The 20,371-nt window shown below is 61.4% G+C and carries 16 protein-coding genes; 8 read left to right on the forward strand and 8 right to left on the reverse strand.

What is annotated here, in order from left to right:
- Nucleotides 1-21: 21 nt before the first annotated feature.
- The 3 genes from mutM to IEW17_RS09385 all read right to left on the reverse strand — a co-directional run bounded on the left by mutM (nt 22) and on the right by IEW17_RS09385 (nt 3,138).
- Nucleotides 22-858, reverse strand: coding sequence for a DNA-formamidopyrimidine glycosylase (gene mutM, locus IEW17_RS09375; RefSeq protein ID WP_188561783.1), 837 nt, complete (start codon nt 856-858; stop codon nt 22-24).
- A gap of 285 nt (nt 859-1,143) precedes the next feature.
- Entirely contained in the window at nt 1,144-2,058 is a 915-nt protein-coding gene (locus tag IEW17_RS09380) for a PhzF family phenazine biosynthesis protein (RefSeq protein WP_188561784.1), read from the reverse strand.
- 114 nt (nt 2,059-2,172) lie between these two features.
- Nucleotides 2,173-3,138 (reverse strand): M48 family metalloprotease, encoded by a 966-nt coding sequence (locus IEW17_RS09385; RefSeq protein ID WP_188561785.1) that lies wholly within the window; start codon nt 3,136-3,138, stop codon nt 2,173-2,175.
- A 352-nt stretch (nt 3,139-3,490) separates the two neighbouring features.
- Here IEW17_RS09385 and IEW17_RS09390 point away from each other — a divergent pair, with 352 nt between their 5' ends.
- The 5 genes from IEW17_RS09390 to IEW17_RS09410 all read left to right on the forward strand — a co-directional run bounded on the left by IEW17_RS09390 (nt 3,491) and on the right by IEW17_RS09410 (nt 13,802).
- Nucleotides 3,491-3,955, forward strand: a complete 465-nt coding sequence (locus IEW17_RS09390; RefSeq protein WP_188561786.1) for a hypothetical protein — start codon at nt 3,491-3,493, stop codon at nt 3,953-3,955.
- Nucleotides 3,956-3,979: 24 nt separating this feature from the next.
- Nucleotides 3,980-4,495 carry an MOSC domain-containing protein gene (locus IEW17_RS09395; RefSeq protein WP_188561787.1) on the forward strand — a complete coding sequence of 172 codons (516 nt, stop codon included), beginning with the start codon at nt 3,980-3,982 and terminating at the stop codon, nt 4,493-4,495.
- A gap of 145 nt (nt 4,496-4,640) precedes the next feature.
- Nucleotides 4,641-5,846: a DUF4394 domain-containing protein gene (locus tag IEW17_RS09400; RefSeq protein WP_188561788.1), complete on the forward strand. Its 1,206-nt coding sequence runs from the start codon at nt 4,641-4,643 to the stop codon at nt 5,844-5,846.
- A 225-nt stretch (nt 5,847-6,071) separates the two neighbouring features.
- A complete protein-coding gene (locus tag IEW17_RS09405) occupies nt 6,072-10,595 on the forward strand; it encodes a DUF4394 domain-containing protein (protein ID WP_188561789.1) in 4,524 nt (1,507 codons plus the stop codon).
- A gap of 417 nt (nt 10,596-11,012) precedes the next feature.
- Nucleotides 11,013-13,802, forward strand: a complete 2,790-nt coding sequence (locus tag IEW17_RS09410) for a DUF4394 domain-containing protein (protein ID WP_188561790.1) — start codon at nt 11,013-11,015, stop codon at nt 13,800-13,802.
- 275 nt (nt 13,803-14,077) lie between these two features.
- Here IEW17_RS09410 and IEW17_RS09415 read toward each other — a convergent pair whose 3' ends face one another.
- The gene (locus tag IEW17_RS09415; protein WP_188561836.1) at nt 14,078-14,233 is read right to left on the reverse strand and encodes a hypothetical protein; all 156 of its coding nucleotides are present in this window, start codon (nt 14,231-14,233) and stop codon (nt 14,078-14,080) included.
- A gap of 475 nt (nt 14,234-14,708) precedes the next feature.
- Here IEW17_RS09415 and IEW17_RS09420 point away from each other — a divergent pair, with 475 nt between their 5' ends.
- Complete coding sequence (locus IEW17_RS09420) at nt 14,709-15,611, forward strand: histone deacetylase family protein (RefSeq protein ID WP_188561791.1); 903 nt, start codon at nt 14,709-14,711, stop codon at nt 15,609-15,611.
- 33 nt (nt 15,612-15,644) lie between these two features.
- Complete coding sequence (locus IEW17_RS09425) at nt 15,645-16,673, forward strand: J domain-containing protein (RefSeq protein ID WP_188561792.1); 1,029 nt, start codon at nt 15,645-15,647, stop codon at nt 16,671-16,673.
- 165 nt (nt 16,674-16,838) lie between these two features.
- Here the strand turns inward: IEW17_RS09425 and IEW17_RS09430 are convergent, their stop codons facing one another.
- The 4 genes from IEW17_RS09430 to IEW17_RS09445 all read right to left on the reverse strand — a co-directional run bounded on the left by IEW17_RS09430 (nt 16,839) and on the right by IEW17_RS09445 (nt 19,640).
- Nucleotides 16,839-17,135, reverse strand: a complete 297-nt coding sequence (locus IEW17_RS09430; RefSeq protein WP_188561793.1) for a putative quinol monooxygenase — start codon at nt 17,133-17,135, stop codon at nt 16,839-16,841.
- A 71-nt stretch (nt 17,136-17,206) separates the two neighbouring features.
- A complete protein-coding gene (locus tag IEW17_RS09435) occupies nt 17,207-18,127 on the reverse strand; it encodes an alpha/beta fold hydrolase (RefSeq protein WP_188561794.1) in 921 nt (306 codons plus the stop codon).
- Nucleotides 18,128-18,196: 69 nt separating this feature from the next.
- The gene (locus tag IEW17_RS09440) at nt 18,197-18,787 is read right to left on the reverse strand and encodes a TetR/AcrR family transcriptional regulator (protein WP_188561795.1); all 591 of its coding nucleotides are present in this window, start codon (nt 18,785-18,787) and stop codon (nt 18,197-18,199) included.
- Between the two features lie 109 nt (nt 18,788-18,896).
- Nucleotides 18,897-19,640 (reverse strand): PD-(D/E)XK nuclease-like domain-containing protein, encoded by a 744-nt coding sequence (locus tag IEW17_RS09445; protein WP_229748921.1) that lies wholly within the window; start codon nt 19,638-19,640, stop codon nt 18,897-18,899.
- A gap of 146 nt (nt 19,641-19,786) precedes the next feature.
- Between IEW17_RS09445 and IEW17_RS09450 the strand changes: the two genes are divergently transcribed.
- Nucleotides 19,787-20,209: an EamA family transporter gene (locus tag IEW17_RS09450; RefSeq protein ID WP_188561797.1), complete on the forward strand. Its 423-nt coding sequence runs from the start codon at nt 19,787-19,789 to the stop codon at nt 20,207-20,209.
- Nucleotides 20,210-20,371 lie beyond the last annotated feature (162 nt).

Here is a 20,371-nt window from a genome sequence, read left to right on the forward strand (position 1 = left end):
GTGCGGGCGCGGGTATGTCAATTATGCTTGTGGCGCGGGCGCGGGCTGGCACTTGGGGCAGGTGTAAGTGGCCCGCCCACCCACATATTGTTTCTCAATTTTCACTTTGGGGTGGCGCGGGCAAAAAGTGTGGGCATCGTCGCTGGCGGGCGTGGCCGAAGTGTCCCACTCGCGGGCATGAATGAGGAAGCTGGCAGGAAAATGGCGGTAATTAGCTTCCTGATTAATGGCGGTATTCAGCACCAGCTGCATGGCAGTGTGCAGGGCCTTGCCTTCCTTTTCCGTCAGCGAAGTACCCAAGCGTTCGGGGTGAATTTTGGCCTGAAACAGCACCTCATCCACAATCCAGTTGCCGAGGCCGGCGGTGATGCTTTGGTCGAGGAGCAAGGGTTTCAGCAGGGTCTTGCGCCGGGCCAGTTTCTGGTACAGTTCGGCAGCGGTTATTTCCAGCGCATCAGGGCCGATTTTCTTGGCTTTTTGATGCGCGGCGGCGCTTTCGGCCAGTCGGATGCGGCCAAACTTGCGCGGGTCGATAAAGGCGAGGCGCAGGCCGGAATCCTCGAGGTGCAGGGCCACGCGGGTGAAACGCGGAGCATCGGGCTCGTCGCGGTAGGCCCCGATGTCGCCGGTCATGCCGAAATGCAGCACCAACACCTGGCCGTTGTCCAGCTCTAGAAAACAGTTTTTGCCCAGCCGGCTGGTGCCCGTGATGGTATGGCCCACCAAGCCGGCACGAAGCTGGTCTTCGGGCGTAGCCAGCACGTGGGCATCATTTACCTGCACAGCACCAATGGTTTGCCCCACGGCCAGTTGGTCAATAAAGCGGCGGTAGGTTTCGACTTCGGGAAGTTCGGGCACTGACGGAAAGAAAAAAGGTAATAATATCGTCATGTCGAGCTCAGCCGAGACATCTCGCTCACATTACCTGACGGTTCATTTAGAGCGGTTCTCAGGTTGGTGTACTGGTCATCAGGCTCCCCTCTCTTTTGGAGAGGGGCCGGGGGTGAGGTTCCCCCAGTTACGCCACGTGCACGAACCTGAGAACCGCTGTAGTTCAGCACGCGAGATACCTCGGCTGCACTCGAAATGACGGATTTTTTGCTTCGTTAACAGCTCAAACCTCGACTCAGTTGCCTCCTTCTCCTACAAATCCCCACGCAAACTGCCTTCCAGCACCACCACGCCGGTACCGCCAATCTGCACCGCATCTATGGCCTCGCGGGCGCCGCTGATGCGTACTTGCACCGTGCCGGCACGGCCCATGTCGTGGCCCTGTTCGGCCAGGAAATTTGGCGAATTGATGTAGCCATGGCGCCAGAGGTAGGCGGCCATGCCGCCCGTGGCTGAACCGGTGACGGGGTCTTCCGACACATCGGGCGGGGTGCCGAAGTGCCGGGCAAAGGTGTGGCCGGCCGGCGTGGCCCCGCCCAGGCAAAACAGGTGCGGGCTGAAAAAGTCGCTTTCGGCGCGATAGCGACCCAATGCGGCGGGGTCGGCGACGTGGGCGCGGCGCAGGGCGGCGTGGTCGCGCAGCAGTATCATGAGTTGGGGCGTGCCCGTGCTCACCGTCTGGATGGGCGCGCCGGGCAACAGGTCGTCGGGCGTGAGGCCGAACAGCGGCAGCACGGTTTCCGGCGCGTGCGTGGCCCCGAACACCGGCTGGCGCTGCGTCATCCACACCAACGGGGGCTCGGTGCCAGTCGGCGACATTACATCGACCCGAATGGGGCCGTGGAGCAGGTGCAGGGTGAGCGTGAGAGGAGCGCCGGAGGCAGGCAGCGCCACCCGGCTCGCGTGGAGCAGGGCCGTGACGGTAGCAATGGTGGGGTGCCCGGCCAGCGGAATCTCCTCGGCGGGCGTGAAGAAGCGCACCGTGAATTCGGTGCTGCCGGGTGCGGCCCGATTCACAAAGGCGGTTTCCGACTGATTGAACTCGCGGGCCAGGCGCTGCCGCATGGCGGGGTCCAGCGCATCGGCATCGAGCACCACGGCGCAGGGATTCCCGCTCAGTGGCTGGGTAGTGAAGGCATCGACGAGCAGAAAGGGTAGTTGGGACATGAGGCGATAAGCTGGCTGAAGCCACGAAGGAACAACCCACCCGCCAAACACGGCAACGCCGACTGGCTTGGGACCAGTCGGCGTTGCCGTAGTTCACACTCCTCATTATTCGATTTAGGACGGGTCGTGCAGCTTGGCTACGCGCTGGCCGGCTTTGTCGTACACATCGCCGCGGGCGGTGATGAACAGGCGGCGCTGCCGGCCATCGGTCAGCACGAAGGGAAAGGCCGGGCTGCTAGTGCGAGTCACGCGGCCCACTTCCTCGGCATTGTCCTCGGCATCTACGCGCACCACTCTCAGGCCGTTGGTGAGGTAATAGCGCTGCTCGGGGTCGTTACGGAACGTGAGCTGGCCCACTAGGCGCACAGCATCGCCGCTGGTCTGGCTGATGGCCACCATTTCCCGGGTATCGGCGGCGGTTGGCTCCATCGGGAACAGGCGCACGGGCGTGCTGTCATAGGTGGAACGGCCGGGCTGCGGCGCGCGGCGTGCGGCTACCACCGCCGGCGCGGCCGACGGAGCCACGGCCCGGGCGCTGGCCACAATCTGACCATTGGCCCGCTGCCAGCCTTGGCCGATGGCCACCAGGCGCGGGGCCCGGCCGGGGTGCGAGGCCGAACCGCCATCGTCGGCCACGGTGGCCATGGCTGCCTGGGCCTGGGCCATGCTGGCCCCCAGCTTGCGCAGCACAAAACCGGAGAATTCATCGGCCTCCAGCTCATCGGCGGGCTGTGAGCCGCCGGTGCGCAAGGTATGGCCATTGAGATGATGGCCCATTTCGTGGGCCAGAATGCTGATGCCGGCCCAGTCGGTATGGCCGGCCCGGTTCACCGAATTCAGGAAGTCGGGATTGTAGAGCAGGAAACGCTTGCCGTTGTAGACCACGGCGGCCGCGTTATCAATTTCGCGGGTGGCGCGCAGCTCGAACCGGGATTTGAGGCCCACGGCATCGGTGATTTCACGGATAACGTCGGTGGGAGCCGGGGCGGTTTGGGCCCGGGCCGGAGCCCCCAGCAACACTGGCAGCGCCAGCAACAGCGGAACCGCCAGCCGGCTGAGTAAACGAGGAAGGAAAGTCATAATTGAAAGTCGGGAGTGAATGACTAATGTCCAAAACAAAGGCAAGCGCAGTACCGAGAATTATTACTGCTAATAGGCTAAAATTTAGCCAAAAAGCGCGCAAAGAGTTGAACTTAAGCAACCAGCACACTTAGCAACAACGAGCGAAAAGCGGCTGGCAGTATGCACCAAAGTTCAATTCTGAAGATTGCAGAAACTGCTGCCGAAATAACGATTTGTAGGGGCTGGCAGTTCATTTTATAAGAGTCATGCCGCAGCCGCAACGGTTGCGTAGCCACCTACCACCCGCTAAGGCCGAAGTAGTTTTGTAGCCGTAGCTGCCACCCTGCCCTGCACCCCAGTATTCTCCTCGATGAACCAAGCTCACATCCACCTCATTGTTAATCATTTGCCCATAATGGGCAGTCTGTTTGCCGCCGTGCTGCTGGCGGCGGGCGTGCTGCAAAAAAACCTGAGCCTGACTCGCGCCGGGCTAGTGGCGGTATTGACGGCGGGCCTGCTGTGCCTGCCCGCGCAGCTCACGGGGGAGGGCGCGGCGGCCATTGTGCAGGACATGCCCCGCGTGAGCGGGGCCCTGATTCAAAACCACGCCGAGGCAGCGGAGCTGGGATTTTGGGCTCTGGAAGGCGCGGCGGCCCTGGCGTTGTTCAGCCTGCTGCTGCTGAAAAATACTTCGCCCAAGGCCCGGCTCCTGACGCTGCTGACCCTGGCCTTGGCCTTTATCAGTTTTGGCCTACTGGCCCGGGCCGGCAGCCTCGGCGGCCAGATTCGGCACACCGAAATCCGCGACGGGTTCGGCACGCCCGACGAATTGTAATTTCTTCCGTTTCCTATTCTACTTATGGCTTTTCCTTTCTTCGGCGACGATAAATCGATAGTGGCGCGCCTGCTGGCCACTCTGCCCCAAACCGGCTCAATAGAATGGATTGGGCAGCGGCCGGTGCGGCGCGAACCACTGATTTCAATACCGGAAGCGGAGCTGAAAACCGACTCGCACCTACTCGGCGACCACGCCCGGCCCAAGGCCGGCGGCAAGCGCCAGATTACACTCATTCAGCACGAGCATTTGGCGGCAGTAGCAGGCTTTCTGGGGCTGGATGCGCCGCTGAACCCCGGTCGCCTGCGCCGCAACCTGGTGGTGAGTGGCCTAAACCTACTGGCCCTGAAAAACCGCCGAATCAGCATCGGCGACGACATTTTGCTCGACATAACCGGCGAGTGCCACCCCTGCTCGCGCATGGAGGAAGAGCTGGGCCCCGGCGGCTACAACGCCATGCGGGGCCACGGCGGCCTCACGGCGCACATTGCGCAGGGCGGCCGCATTCGGGTGGGTGATGTGGTCCGGGTGGTGGCGTAGCAGAATACAGCGCCGACTGACGACGGCTGTATGAAGGTTTTCCAATTGTCTGGCAACAGTAACCTTAGAGGGGTGCGGCTGTTTGAAATCCTACTTTTCCCCTCCTGCAGTTATTGCAATTATGACCTCATGCCTACCTTCTTTTTTGACTGCTAGCCGCTGGCTGGCCAGCGCTATTTTTGGGTTGGCACTAGTGGCTGGCCCTACCGCCCGGGCCCAGACCGTGTATGCGCTGGGCACGCTCACCGCCGATTTTTTGGGCACGCCGGCGGGCTCGCAGGGATTGACAACCATCGACCCTGCTACGGGCGTGGCCGGGGCTGCCACGCCAATAGCGGGCGTGCCGGCCAACCAAAAACTGGTTGGGATGGATTTCCGGCCCAGCAACGGCCAGCTCTACGCCTTGGGCTATGACACCCTGACCGTGGCTCCCACAGCCAATGCCCAGCTCTACACCCTGAACCCGACCACCGGGGCCACCACGCCCGTGGGCAGTGCCGTGCGCCTGGAGCTGGGCCGCCGCACCGCCCGCATCGGCTTCGATTTCAACCCCGTGGCCGACCTGATTCGGGTGGTGAGCACTAACCGCGCCAACTACCGCCTCAGCCCCAGCACCGGAGCCATTGCCGGCACCGACGGCAACTTGACCTATGCCAGCGGCACGCCTGCTACGCCGGGCGTCGGCGCCGTGGCGTATACCAATTCCTTCCCGGGGGCCATCAGCACCACGCTTTATGCCTTCGACGAGCTGAACATTGCGTCCCCCGCCAGCCCGGCCAACACGGCGTTGCTCTCCGTTGTAAACCCGCCCAATAATGGCACGCTCACGGCTTCGGTGCCGGTCATGTTTGGCTCGTTTGTGACGGGGGCACCAGCGGCTATAGACATCGATATTTACGCCAACGGCGCTACCAACCGCAACGAAGCTTTTCTGATGGAAGTAACGGCCATGGGCAGCAGTAATTTATACCGCCTGAACCTGACTACCGGCCAGGCCACCCTGGTGGGCAATACCGTGCCGCGCACCATTCCCTTCGCCCTGCGCGACATTGCCGTAGCCATTGGCCTGCCATTGGCGGCAGCCCCGGCTGCTTTGGCCCAATTGGCCACGCTGGCCCCCAACCCCGCGCACGGCACCACGACCCTGCGGCTGCCGGCCACCCTGCGGAGCGCGCAAGCCACCGTCGTTTCGGTAACGGATAACCTGGGCCGGGTAGTACTGAGCCGCACCTTACCCGCTGGTTCCTCCGATATTGTAGAGTTGCCCGTGACCGGCCTGGCTCCCGGCATCTACTCGGTGCTGGCGCATACCGCGGCTGGGCTGGTGACCAAGCGCTTGGTGGTGTACTAAGCGAAACGGGCAGTTGCAATTATCAAGGCCTCAATCCTAGCGGATTGAGGCCTTTTTGCTGCTTTTGTGCGCAACGTGCTGAGCACGACAAAATTTAGTTGTTAAAAAGTCATCAAGGGCTCATCCAATTAGCCCCAAGCACACGTAACTGAGTCGCGCCAGCCCATGGCAGGCAGTATATCCATTTGTTCGGCTTTTCTATTCACTAACCCTACTTTTCAGTTCATGCACACACCACTACTTTCGCACCTAGCATCGCGCCAGGGCATTCGTCGTTTGCTGGGCACTGCTGCAAGCCTGGCGCTGCTCCTGGGAGCGGCCGATGCCCAAGCCCAGACGGTTTACGGTTTGGGCACGCTCACCCAAAACATTACAGCTGGTACCAACCCGCTGCTGCCGACTGGCGGCACGGCCGGCGACCAGGGCATTTTCAGCATCACGGCCTCTGACGGCCAGCCGGCCAGTTCCGTAACGCCAGTGATGGGCGTGACGGCGGGCCAAACGCTGGTGGGCATGGACTACCGGCCCAACACCGGGCAGCTGTTTGCGCTGGGCTACAACGCGTCGGCGGCCTTCCCAGCCGTCAATGCGCAGCTCTACGCACTAAACCCCGCCACGGGCGTAGCCACGAGCGTGGGCAGCCCCATCAGCCTGAATTTAGGTGGCGCGACTGACCGCATCGGCTTCGACTTTAATCCCACCGTGGACCGCATCCGAGTGGTGAGTACCAACGATGCCAACTACCGCCTCAACCCCAACACCGGCGGCATTGCAGCTACCGACCTTGCCCTGAATTACCTTGATGGTACGCCCGCCAACCCCGGCGTGGGCGCGGTGGCCTACACCAATTCCTACTTTGCCAGCAGCAACACCACGCTCTACGACTTCGATGAGCTGAACACGGGCATTCTCTCCATTCAGAATCCGCCCAACAACGGCGTGCTCACCAATAAGCAAACCGTAATGTTTGGTGCTTTCGGCACGGGCTCGCCGCTGGGCATTGACCTAGACGTATCGTTCTTTACCACGCCCGGCACCAATGAGGCCTTTGTGGTGGAAGTAACGGCCCCGAATAGCGACAACTTATCCGCCAGCAACCTCTATACGATGAACCTGGGCACCGGCCAAGCCACATTTCGCGGCAACATCGTGCCGGCTTTTGCACAGGCTCCGTTCAACGTGTACGATATCGCCGTATCGATTCCGGCCCCGGCTCCCCTCGTGGCCATCACCGGGCAGTTAGTGTACGGCGTTACCGCTTCCAACAACATCATTACGTTCGATTCGAATAACCCCAATGTGGTGCGCAGCGTGGTGGCCATTTCGGGCTTGCCGGCTACGCAAATTTTGGTGGGTACTGATTTCCGGCCCAACACTGGGCAGCTGTTTGGCTTGGGCTACGATGTCGCCCTGATAGCGCCGGGGCTGAACGCCCAGGTGTACATCATCAATATGTCTACGGGTGCCGCTACGGCGGTGGGCAGCGCCATCCGGCTGGAGCTGGGCGGCGCTACCGACCACATCGGCTTCGACTTCAACCCCACCGTGGACCGCATCCGGGTGGAGGGCACCGCCGATACCAACTACCGCCTCAACCCCACCACCGGCGGCATTGCCAGCATCGACCTCAACCTGAACTACGCCGCCGGCGACCCCGGCGCGGGCCAGAACCCCACCGTGGGCAGCGTGGCCTACACCAACTCTTTCGTGGGGGCCACGGCCACCGGGCTCTACGCCCTGGACCATGCGCTGGGCTTTATCTCCTTGCAGAACCCGCCGAACAACGGCACCCTCACCAACTCGCGCACGCTAACCGGCGTGAACGGCGCGGGCGTGGGCGGAGCCATTGGGGCCATCAACGACTTCGACATCTACTACAACGGCACGGCCAACATCGGTTATCTGGCTGCCGCTACCACCGCGGCCCCCAACAACAGCCGCTTTTACTCGCTGGATGCTTTCAGCCCCACGGTGAATACGCCTCAGGCAGCATCTGACCTCGGTGCTATTGGCCTGGGCATCAGCGTGCGGGATATTTCGGTGCCCCTGTCGGCTGCCTCGACGGTGGCCGTGGCTCCGGGCGCGGTAACCGGCCAGCTGGTGTACGCAATTGCGGGCGGCAACCTGATTTCGTTTGACTCGAATGCGCCCAGCATTATCCGTTCGGCGGTGAACCTGGGCGCCGTAGCGGCGGGCCAGGTAGTGGTGGGCGCGGACTTCCGCCCGGCTACGGGCCAGCTGTTTGCGCTGGGCTACAATGCCACCAATGGCGAATCGCGCCTGTACACGGTGAATCTGACCACCGGGGCCGTGACGGCCGTGGGCACGGCCCCGATTACACTCTTGTTGGGCGGCACCACGGACCGCATCGGCTTCGACTTCAACCCCACCGTCGACCGCATTCGGGTAATCAGCACCAACCGCGCCAATCTCCGCCTCAACCCCAACGATGGCAGCATTGCTGCCACGGATGTGGCGCTGACCGCTCCCGCCAGTGCGGCTGCCTACACCAACAACCAGAGCAATGCCAATACGACGCAGCTCTTTGACTACGATGCGGTAACCGGCACGCTCTACCTGCAAAGCCCGCCCAACAACGGCGTCCTTGTAGCGCAGGGCACCAGCGGCCTGACCGCCGCCGCCCCTGATGGCGCGGATTTCGACATCTTCAACACGCCGGGCACGACCACCAACCTGGCGCTGCTGGCCCTGAACACCGACGCCACGGCCGGCCGTACTTCGTTTGACCAGCTCTACAACCTCAACCTGACCAATGGGGCAGTTACCAACCTCGGCACCATCGGGCAGGGCACGAACGTAACGGGCCTGGCCGCCTTTATTCAGGCCGGCACACTTATCACCTGGAACGGCAACGTGAGCACCGACTGGGGCACGGCCGCCAACTGGACACCTGCCCAGGTACCTGCCGCCAACAACGACGTAATCATCCCGGGCGGTGCGCCCAACCAGCCCACCGTGAGCAACGCCCAACAGGGCCGCCTCGTGACGCTGACCTCTGGCGCCGTGCTAACGCTGGCTAACGGTGGCACTTTAACCACCGGTGGCAACTTCACCAGCAACGGCGGCAGCGTGGCCGGCAGCGGCACCGGCACCCTGGTACTGGGCGGCACGGCCTCGGTTATCGGCGGCACCAGCGCTTCTGCTTTCCCCAACCTGACGGTTACCAACGCCGCCAGCACCGCCGCCGCCGTATCGGTGCAGCGGGCCCTGACCCTGAACGGTACCCTCGCCATCGGCGGCACCAACGCGTTCACGCTCCTGAGCAATGCCGCCGGCACGGCTTACGTGGTGAACAACGGCAGCGCCGTGCTCACGGGCTCGGCCACGGTGCAGCGCTACATCGCGCCCAGCCTAAACGGTGGCGTGGGCTACCGCCACTACTCGGCGCCGGTGAGCAACTCTTCGGTGAATGATTTGGCAACGACGGGTTTTGCGCCCATCGTGAACTCGGACTATAACACTGTGGGTAATACCGTAACTCCGTTCCCGAACGTATTCGGCTACAACGAAGCCCGCGTGACCACCAGCGGTAGTACTGGTGCCGCCACTGATTTCGACAAAGGCTTCTTCTCGCCCAACGCCCTGGGCGATGCCCTTGAAGTGACGCGCGGCTACACAGTGAACATCAACGCCTCGGCGCTGGTCGATTTCACCGGCACGCTCAATAATGGGGTGACGCCCCTCACGGCGGCCAACCTCACCCGCGGCACCCAGACCGAAAGCGGCTACCACCTGCGCGGCAACCCCTTCCCCTCACCTCTGGACTGGAACGCAATGGTGACTAACAGCCGCCTGACCAACGTGCAGAATGCGCTCTACGTATTCAAAAGCAACGGCCAGTACACGGGCTCCTACGCCAGCTACATCAACGGTGTGGGCACCAACGGCGGCACCAACGTGGTGCCCGTGGCCCAGGGCTTCTTCGTTCGCACCGTGGCCGGCCAGACCGGTAGCCTAGGCTTCACCAATGCCGAGCGCCTGACCACCGACCCCGGCACACCTTTCCAGCGCGGCACCGCCGATGACCGAGCCCAGCTCACGCTAACGCTGCGCAACGCCACCGCCGCCACCCAGACGGCCATGTACTTTGAGCAAGGGGCCACGGCCGGCTTCGACCGCGCCTTCGATGCTGCCGCCCTGCCCAACAGCAACGGCCTGACCCTGGCCACCGAAGCGGGCGCCGAAGCAGTTGCCATCAACGGCCTGCCCGTGCTCACCGGTACCGATGTGGTGCTGCCCCTGCGCCTGAGCGCCGCCGCCGCTGGCTCCTACACGCTGGCTGTAGATAAGCTGGCTAACCTGCCCACCAACTACCGCGCCTACCTGCGCGACGCCCTCACCGGCACCTACTCCGACCTGGCCACCACGCCCGCCGTAAGCCTGGCGCTGGCCGCCAACGGGGCCACCGGCGGCCGCTACGCCGTGGTCTTCTCCACCCAGAACCGCGTGCTGGCCATCGCCCCGGCGGCCCTGGCCCAACTGGCCACCGTGTACCCCAACCCGGCCCACGGCACGGCCACGCTGTTGCTGCCTGCGGCCCTGCGCGGCACCAACGCCACCACCGTGGCGGTGGTCGACAACCTGGGCCGTACCGTGCTCACCCGCACGCTGGCCGCCGGCACCACCGAGGCCCTCGAGTTGCCCTTGGCCGGGCTGGCCCCCGGCGTGTACTCGGTGCTGGCCCACACCGCCGCCGGGCTCGTCGCTAAGCGCCTTGTGATTCAGTAGACAGTAGTGGGTAGTAGCCTACTACTGAAGCAAGAATGGTCCGTTGCCCGATTTTCGTCGGGGAGCGGACCATTTGCTTTGGAAGATGCTTACCCTGATAGCCACATCAGTTATTGGTAATTATTACGGCATAAGAGAGCTTTCATATTTTTATTAATATTCTATCAGCTGAAATTAATCTTTTCTTTTTGAGCCCCGTACACGGACGCAAATCCGACCAAGACTTTTTTTACTAACTTAAGAATCACCACATCAACGGTTAGTATCACCCGAAATATTACCATTAAAGCGATAACCATTATGCGACAAATCATACCATCTCTTAAATCATATCCCTGGCTGGGCCGATGCGGCGCACGCTGCCTCTTAGCACTTGGTTTACTAACCAGCTCACCGCTGGTCCGAGCGCAAACCATCATGGGCTTGGGCACCATCACGGGCTCCAACTTTCGGGGCGAACCCGTGGGGGCGCAGGGCCTGGTGCTTATCGACCCCAATAGTGGCGCGGCCCAGAACCTGGCACCCGTGCGTATTGCGGGCGTGGCAGCTGGCCAAACGCTGATTGGCATTGATTACCGTCCCGCCGATAACCTGCTTTATACCCTAGGCTATGATGCCACCACCGTTGGAGCCAACGCGCAGTTGTATCTACTCAATCCCGGCACCAACGTGGCCTCGCCCATCGGCAGCGCTATTAGGCTGGAGTTGGGTGGGCCTTCCGAACGTATTAGCTTTGACTTTAACCCGACCGTGGACCGCATCCGGGTAGTGAGTTCCAACGATACCAACTACCGCCTCAACCCCGTCACTGGCAGCATTGCCGCCACCGATGGCACGCTAGCATATGCCGCCGGCGACCCCAACGCCGGTATCAATCCTGGCGTGGGCGCAATAGCCTACACCAACTCCACGGTGGGCACGGCTGCTACCACCACGCTTTATGATTTTGACTACCGCAACAATGGCGTGTTTTCTATTCAGAACCCGCCCAATGCTGGCACGCTGAACACGCAAAGCACAGTAGTTTTCGTCATCACAGGCGGCTCCGCACCCGGCACTTATGGCATTGGGCAGCCTGATGCCATTGGCTTGGATATCTACTTCAACCCCGGCAACAACACCAACGTGGGTTACGTGACGGAGGTGACGGCCCCGCGCTCGAATGGCGCGCGCGCCACCAATACGTATCGCCTCGACTTGGCCACTGGCGTGGCCACGCAACTGGGCAACACGGTGCCCGCCAGCAACCTTCTGAACTTTGAAATCCGCGACTTGGCCGTGACCCTGGCCCCGCCCGTGCTCGTTACCTGGAACGGCTCGGTGAGTACCGACTGGCGCACGGCCGCCAACTGGACCCCCGCCTTCGTGCCCACCGCCGCCACCGATGTGGTGATACCCGGCGGTACGCCCTTCCAGCCCATTGTAAGCACCAACCAGCAAACCCGCGCCATCACGCTAAACACCGGAGCCTTGCTTACCACCGCCGACGGCAGCAACCTGGTAGTGGGCGGCAACTTCACTAACAACGACGGGACCTTGGCCGGCAGCGGCAGCGGCACCGTGGTACTCGACCTGAATACTGCCCAAACCATTGGCGGTACCTCTTCCACCACTTTCCAGAACTTGACCATTGGCCTAGGCACGGCCAACTTGGCGACAGCCGCCTCCTTAGCGGCCTCCGCCTCGGTCCGCCGCTTACTCACCCTCTATGGCGACCTCACCGTGACGGGCCAGACCTTTACGCTGCTTTCCGATGCCAACAACACGGCTCAGGTGGTAAATATCAGCGGCAGCGTGGTGGGCGCGGCTACCGTGCAACGCTACATTGACCCCAGCCGCAACGGTGGGGTGGGCTACCGCCACTACAGCCCACCCGTGAGCGGCAGTACCGTGAATGACCTGACCACCACCGGCTATGCGCCAATAGTTAACCCCAACTACAATACGATTGGCAATACGGTGCGGCCGTTCCCCACGGTTTTTGGCTACGACGAAAACCGCGTGAACACCAGTGGCAGCCCCGTACCGATGGACTTTGACAAAGGTTTCTTCTCACCCAACAGCTTGGGCGATGGCCTAGAAGCGACGCGCGGCTATACCGTCAATATCCCGGCCACGGCCAATGTGGACTTTGTGGGCACGCTCAATAATGGCCCGCTCACGGCCGGCGGCCTCACCCGCGGCGGCCAGGCCGAAAGCGGCTACCACCTGCGCGGCAACCCCTACCCCGCCCCGCTCGATTGGCAGGCCATGATTAACGCCGGCCGCCTCACCAATGTTGACAATGCGCTCTATGTGTTCAAGAGCAGCGGGCAGTACACCGGTTCGTATGCTAGCTACATCAACGGTGTGGGCGTGAACGGCGGCACGAATATTCTGCCTTCATCGCAGGGCTTCTTCGTGCGCACCAGCGCGCCCAGCCAAGTCGGCAGCATCTCCTTCACCAACCAAGAGCGTCTCACCACTTACAACAACACGCCCTTCCAGCGCGGCACCGCCGATGACCGAGCCCAGCTCACGCTAACGCTGCGCAACGTTACCGCCGCCACCCAGACGGCCGTTTACTTTGAGCAAGGGGCCACCGCCGCCTTCGACCGCGCCTTCGACGCCGCCGACCTGCCCAACAGCAACGGCTTAACCCTGGCCACCGAAGCGGGCGCCGAAGCAGTTGCCATCAACGGCCTGCCCGTGCTCACCGGTACCGATGTGGTGCTGCCCCTGCGCCTGAGCGCCGCCGCCGCTGGCTCCTACACGCTGGCTGTGGATAACCTGACCAACCTGCCCACCAACTACCGCGCCTACCTGCGCGACGTCCTCACCGGCACCTACTCCGACCTGGCCACCACGCCCGCAGTAAGCCTGACGCTGGCCGCCAACGGGGCCACCAGCGGCCGCTACGCCGTGGTCTTCTCCACCCAGAACCGCGTGCTGGCCACCGCCCCGGCGGCACTGGCCCGGCTGGCTACCGTGTACCCCAACCCGGCCCACAGCACGGCCACGCTGTTGCTGCCCGTGGCCCTGCGCGGCACCACCGCCACCACCGTGGTGGTGGTCGACAACCTGGGCCGCACCGTGCTCACCCGCACGCTGGCCGCCGGCACCACCGAGGCCCTCGAGTTGCCCCTGGCCGGGCTGGCCCCCGGCGTGTACTCGGTGCTGGCCCGCACCGCCGCCGGACTCGTCGCCAAGAGACTCGTCATCCAGTAAGCAGAAGAAACTGACCGTCAACACTAAAAGCAAAATGCTCCAGCCGTTATGGTTGGGGCATTTTGCTTTTATTATCATCGAAGCTGTCCAGTAAAAAAGCCTCCCGCCAAAGGCGAGAGGCTTTCCGAGCTATGAAAACAACTGTTCCCTAAGGAGACACGCCCACCTACGCGTAGTGACGAGCAGTTGGATTGCGGAGGATGAGCGTCGGGCATGAGCGCGCCGACTACGGTCCCGGGCAGGTTCATCGCAATTTCCGTCTGATGGGAAGCGCCTTACTCGATGTGCTGGGGCCCGCATACGGCGTATTCCTTACGCCCAACTACACTGATGTACCGGTTGGGCAGCAGCAGCAGCAAAGCCACTACCGTATGGCTCCCGTCGAGGTGCATGAGGTAGTCGTTGGGGTTGACAATAAGTTGACATAGCAAACCCAACTGGTCGGTTTAAGTGAGCTTTTTGAGGTGCTTGCGCTTTATTCAGAAATAACCGAAGCATCAAGCGCAAATAATTTTTAAGTATAAATTATTTCCAGACACTTTAATTATGGGCGGTGGTCTAAAAAAGGATGAACACCAAAATCTAATGAATTAACCGAGAAGCAAAACACGCTTTTGAGTAGCCGTAGAAACGGCTTTTTCGAAAGCTGCTTTTGTCTCGTTAGAATCAAAATCATTCCGTTTTAGACCACCGCCTAATTATGATTCAAAAGTCCAATTTTAATTATGAAGCTGTTTAGTAGTTTATCAGTCGGTCATACCGAACGCCGCCGAGGCATTACGGTCACTTAATTTTTTGAATTCCTAAACAGCTCCTATTTCAAGGACGTTTATTAGCAGTCCTTTATTATCACAAAAAGCTGATTTATTCAAAACATCTGCCTCGCATCAATAGTACCACTCGGCAATGCCCTGCCTCGCTACTTCCGACCACTATACCCTCGACCTGCCCGCCGGGCACCGCTTCCCCATTGCCAAGTATGTCCTGATTCGGGAGCAGCTGCTGTGGCAGGGAATTGCCGCGCCGGAGGATTTCTACGAGCCGGGGCTGTGTTCGGAGGAAGACATTTTGCGTGTACACACCGCCAATTACTGGCACCGTGTGCGCGATTTGCAGCTGACGGACCGCGAAGTCCGCAACCTGGGCCTGCCGCAAAGCCCGCAGCTGGTGCGGCGCTCGTTGAGCAGCAGCGCGGGCACGCTGCAATCGGCTTTGCGGGCCCTGCGCAATGGCATCGGCATGAACCTGGCCGGCGGTACGCATCACGCCTTCGCCGACCGGGGCGAAGGTTTCTGCGTGCTGAACGACCAGGCCATTGCGGCGGCGCATCTGTTGGCGCATGAGCTGGCAAACCAAATTTTAATAGTGGATTTAGATGTCCACCAGGGCGATGGCACGGCGGCTATATTTCGAGATGAGCCAAGGGTTTTCACATTTTCCATGCACGCGGGGGCCAATTATCCACTGCGCAAAGAGCAATCAGATTTGGATATTGCGCTGGCGCTGGGCACCGGCGACGCCGAATACCTGGCGCAGCTCCGCGATACGTTGGAGCCGCTGGTGAACCGGGTGAAACCCGATTTTATCTTCTACCAGGCCGGAGTCGATGTGCTGGCTACCGACAAGTTGGGCAAGCTGAGCCTCACTCCCACCGGCTGCCGGCAGCGCGATGAGCTGGTGCTGGGCTTGTGCCATGCCCGCGGCCTGCCCGTGGCCGTGAGCATGGGCGGTGGCTATTCCGAGCGGCTGGCCGATATCGTGGATGCGCATTGCAATACGTTTCGGGTAGCGTTTGAACTATGGCCATAGGGTGCGGGGCTGGCCCTACACTTACCTTTGCTAATGATGAAAAAAGCTGATTCTGCGCATCCCGCGCCCATTACCGTGCTCGTTAGACAAGCCGAGCAAGCAACGGGCTCACCCGCTCAGCAAGGTTTTCGGCAGGCCATTCTGGATGTCGAAAATCTGCGCGAACGGTTGCGCGACCTCCGCGCCGAGCAGGCCGAAGCCCGCCGACGCTACTGGCAGCAGGTAGGCCCGGCGGCTACGGCCGTGGTAGCCGCCCGCCACGCGCTGTACGCACCTTTGGAAGGGGCGCTGCTCCTGAGCTACTTCAGCCGCTTGGAGGAACAGCAGATTACGGCCGTGATTTTGGGCAATGCCCGGAACCTGGAAGAACGGTTTGGCGAAGATGAAGCGGCAATTATTGGCAAATACGCGCCGGCCGGCCATCGCTCAACTGCTAAGTCAGCCACTAGCGCTGCAGGCAATTCCGCTTCTGAATCCGACAGCCGCTACGTGCCCGACCCGACCCTGCCGCCCCATGAGCAAGCCGCCGCGGCTGCCCGCGCCCGCCGCAAAACCAAAGCCCAGCGCCAACAAGACACCGCCGCGCAGGCTGCGCAGGCCGACCAGAAACAACTCGAATCCAATACCAAAACCATTTACCGCCAACTGGCCCGCACTCATCACCCCGACCTGGAGCGCGACCCCGAAAAGCAAGCCGATAAAACGGCTCAGATGCAGCGCATCACCGAAGCCTACGAGGCCGACGACCTCTACACGCTACTACAGCTGCTGGCCGAATCGGGCCCCACCGATGCGGCCGCCGACGACGTGCTGGCCCGCTACACCCGCGCCCTGCTCCAGCAGCAAATCCAGCTAAAGCAGGAAATGAACGAGCTGAAATATGGCCCCAACGGCTTCATCACTGCCTCGGGTAAAAAGCAGGAGCTGGAATTGCGCCAGCTAAAGCGCGACCTGCGGGCTGAAGCGGAGTACGTGCAGCACATCGGCCGGCTGGTGAGCGAAGCAGACGGGCTGCGCGGAGTGCTGAGGCAGCTGGCGGCCGAAGGAATGGATAGTATTTGAGGTGATTCAGGGGCACGGTCCCGGCACCGTTCACCGTAAAAAAGCGTCATGCTAAGCGAAGTTGAAGCAGCTCTGCCACGCTACTAATTATATTTAGTATTGCAGTAAAAACGCTTCGAATTCACTCAGCATGACGCTTTACTTTGGAGGCATTCCGGCAGGTGCTTACGCGCCTTTCGAAGCCAGAATATCCACCATTTCGATGTGGGGCGGGCTGGCCCAGAGGTCGGCGTGGGTGCCCAAAGCAGCGGCTACCTGACCGGCGAGGTGGGCTTTGCGGCCGGCTTCGTCGAGAAAAGTATCGAAAATACCGAACGTGGACGGCCCGAGACGCAAGGCATACCAGGTAGCAGTAGCGGGCTCAGCCTCCACAATGGACAGGGCACCGGCCAGAAAATCGGCAACGGTTTGTTCGTGGCCCGGCTTTACTTCCAGACGCACTAAAAGAGCAACTTTTACCATGGAATAGGTGGTTTGGATTGGTGAATTGAATACAACAAGAGCCAACTGAATTCGGCTGTTGCGGCCCGGCGCTACGCGATAAACGCTATGGCAGTTTGCACCACGGCGGCATCGCGCAGAATACGGTTGTGGCCCAGGCCGCGGGTGGCGTGCAGCACCGCGCCGGGCCAGGCCGCCACAATCTGCTGACCTTCGGCAAAAGGAATAATTTCATCGCCTTCGTCGTGCATTACCAGCACTTTTTCGGCCCCAATGCCCGGGCCAGCGGCCGCAACAGCGAAGGAGTCGGCGGAACGACCGGTGCGCCGCTCAATATGGTCGGCAAAGCGCCCCACCAGGTCGTTCGATAAATACAGAAAATCGACGAAGCGCGCAGCCACCACGCGGGGGCTCACCGGGGCGCTGAGCAGCACCAGGCGCGGCAGCGGCCGGCCAGCCAGCCGCACCGGCAGCCCCGCCACCGACGCCGCTCCAAACGAATGGGCCACAATGGCGCGCACCTCCCCCACCGTATCGAGCACTACCTGCACCGCCCCGCCAAAGTCCGTGAGCGTAGCCTGCCGCCCGCCTGAGGCACCGTGCGCGGGCCCATCCAGGGCCACCACGCGGTAGCCAGCGGCCCGCAGCGGCAGCACCCAGGCCCGCCAAAAGCTGGCTCGCAGCTCCCAGCCGTGCACCAACACCACGGCCGGCGCAGTGGCCGGGCCCCACTCGTACACGGCCACGGGACCGGTGGCGTAGGGCACGGTGCGGCGGGTAGCCGTGGCCAGCGCGGGGCCTTCCCAGTCTTTGGCCGGTAAGCGGCGCGGAGTAACAAACAGCTGCCACGCCTGCCGAAACGCCAGCTTGGGAGCCACAGCCCACAGCACTTTCATCTGCCAGCGGAGCCACCGCAGGCCGGGCGGCGGCGACGGGTAGCGGATTTGTGGGGCGGGAATGGACGGCGTTTCAGGCATGAACAGCTGATGGACGGGGGAATAAGTATTGGTCATGATGATGCAATTCAATGGTGAAAGGGATGCTTTAATTCGTTGCACTGACGCGCTGGCCAAGCGGCGGCATCAGGCAAAAAGCTCCAGCCGAAGCTGGCCCACGATGACTTGAAAAGGCGTCTCATCGTGCACCCGCGCCACTTGCAGGGCTCCGGCCAGGGTGGTGAGCACTTGGGCGGCCTTGGCGGCAGGACTACCCAAAAACCGCAGCGTGCCGGTGGCGCGGCCCACGGCCAGCACCTGGGCCAGCCACTCGGTCAGCTCCCGGTTGAAGGTGCGCAGCTCGGCTTGCATGGGGGCAGGCAGGGTGAGAAAATCAGCGGCCAGCGCTCCAAAGAGGCACACGCGGCGGTCGTGGCCGAGGTGGTTGTCATACACGGCAAACAGGGCTTCGAGCTGCTCGTTCGGCGGCAGGTCGGCTACGCGGGGCAGGTCGCGCCACTTGCGCAGGCGGCGCAGCTGCCGGGTTACCAGCGCCGTGCCCAGGTCATCCTTACTGGGAAAATGGTAGTGAATGGCGGCCGGTTTCATGCCCAATTCCCGGGCCAGATGCTGGTAGCTGAACGCATTGAAGCCACGCTCGAGCAAAAGCGTTTCTGCCAAGTCGAGTATGCGCGTACGGGTGTCAGGAATGAGAGCAACAGAAGATTGGATTGACATAGCGGGGCAAATATACAACTTACTTACTAATCAGTAAGTAAAAGTTATTATCATAAAAAAATCCCTCCACGTATGCGTGAAGGGATTTTCATTCCTGAATATTTTGTGGTTAGCGCATTTCCTCGTTCCGGCCCGGGTCCAGCGCATCCACGGCGGCCTGCACGGCTTCGGCACGATAAGGGGGCGCGGTAGCGGGCGCTTTGAGCAGGCACAACAGGCGCTGGTATTTCTGGCGGCCCTCGGCCAGCATCTGTTCGCTCACTTCGATGGTAAACACCCCGAAGGGCTCTACTTTCTGCACGCCTACTAGCAGGAATCGCTCGGCGCGCAGGGCATCGGTGTAAAAGGCAGCCTGGCGGTCGTAGTCGTAAGCTGAACACTGCCACAGGAAGTGCTCGGCGTCGCGGGCCATGGTGGTTTTGAAGTCAATAACGGTGAAGGGCTGCTCGGGCTGGTCGACCACAAGGTCGGCGCGCAACTTGCAGAGCGTATCAGTCTGAGGCTCGGTAAAGAGCACACTCATCTCTGAGGCACCCTGCTCTAGCAAATCAGTCAGTTGCGAGTTCATCTTCACGCCTTCCACCAGCCACCACACCAAAGTATCGTTGAGACCGGGCTGGCCCGGTACGTAGTCGTCGGGCTCCAACAAAGCCGTGTGAAAGGCGGTGCCAAAACTGAGTGCCCCTGCGTTGGAACCGGTTTGGGGGCGCGGCGGACGGCCATCGAGGGCATCGCGCAGGCGCGAGAGGTCGGAGTTGGCAATGGCCGGCAGGGCGCGGTAGGTATCGTAGTCGAGGCGCAGCAAGTCGGGTCGGCGGAAGTCAGGGGCAGATTCGGTCACGGGGTTGAGCATGGTCGAGAAGGTAACAGATAAAACCACATAAAGGCTCTGCCGATGCCTGCTTTTGACGGGACAAAAGCGCAGGCACACCAACTTATGCATGCCTGGAATCGCCCGTTCTTCAACGCAAGCTACTGCCACTTACGCCCCTCCCCACCATGGCCTCCTGGATTCCCTACGCCCTATTATCAGCCCTTTTTGCGGCCCTTACCACCATTTTCACCAAAATCGGCATCCGAGGAGTCGACTCGGATTTGGCCACGGCCATTCGCACCGTGGTTATTCTGTTGCTGACCTGGGGCATTGCCCTTGCGCGCGGGGCCACGGCCGGGCTGCCAGCCCTCACGCAGCGCACGTGGGTATTCCTGGTGCTATCGGGTTTGGCCACGGGGGCGTCGTGGCTGTGCTATTTCCGAGCCCTCAAGCTAGGCCCGGTAACTAAAGTGGCACCGGTAGACAAGTTGAGTGTGGCGCTGTCTCTGCTGCTGGCCGCGGCTTTTTTAGGCGAAACCATTTCCGTGCGCGGGGCATTGGGCGCGGGCCTTATCCTGGCCGGCACATTGGTACTGGTGTGGAGTTAAGCCAACTTTTGAAAAGGCAATTGAACTCTGGTTAAAACTTTTTCTGCATAAAATACCAATTAATCGCCTCAGTGTCACAATGCAATTTACACTATAATAACATTTTACCTATAAAAAATTTAATCCCATTAGGCTGAAAGCAATCGCGCGTGATTTGCATTA

Source organism: Hymenobacter frigidus, from assembly GCF_014640435.1.
In the GTDB taxonomy this organism is placed as follows: Bacteria; Bacteroidota; Bacteroidia; order Cytophagales; family Hymenobacteraceae; genus Hymenobacter; species Hymenobacter frigidus.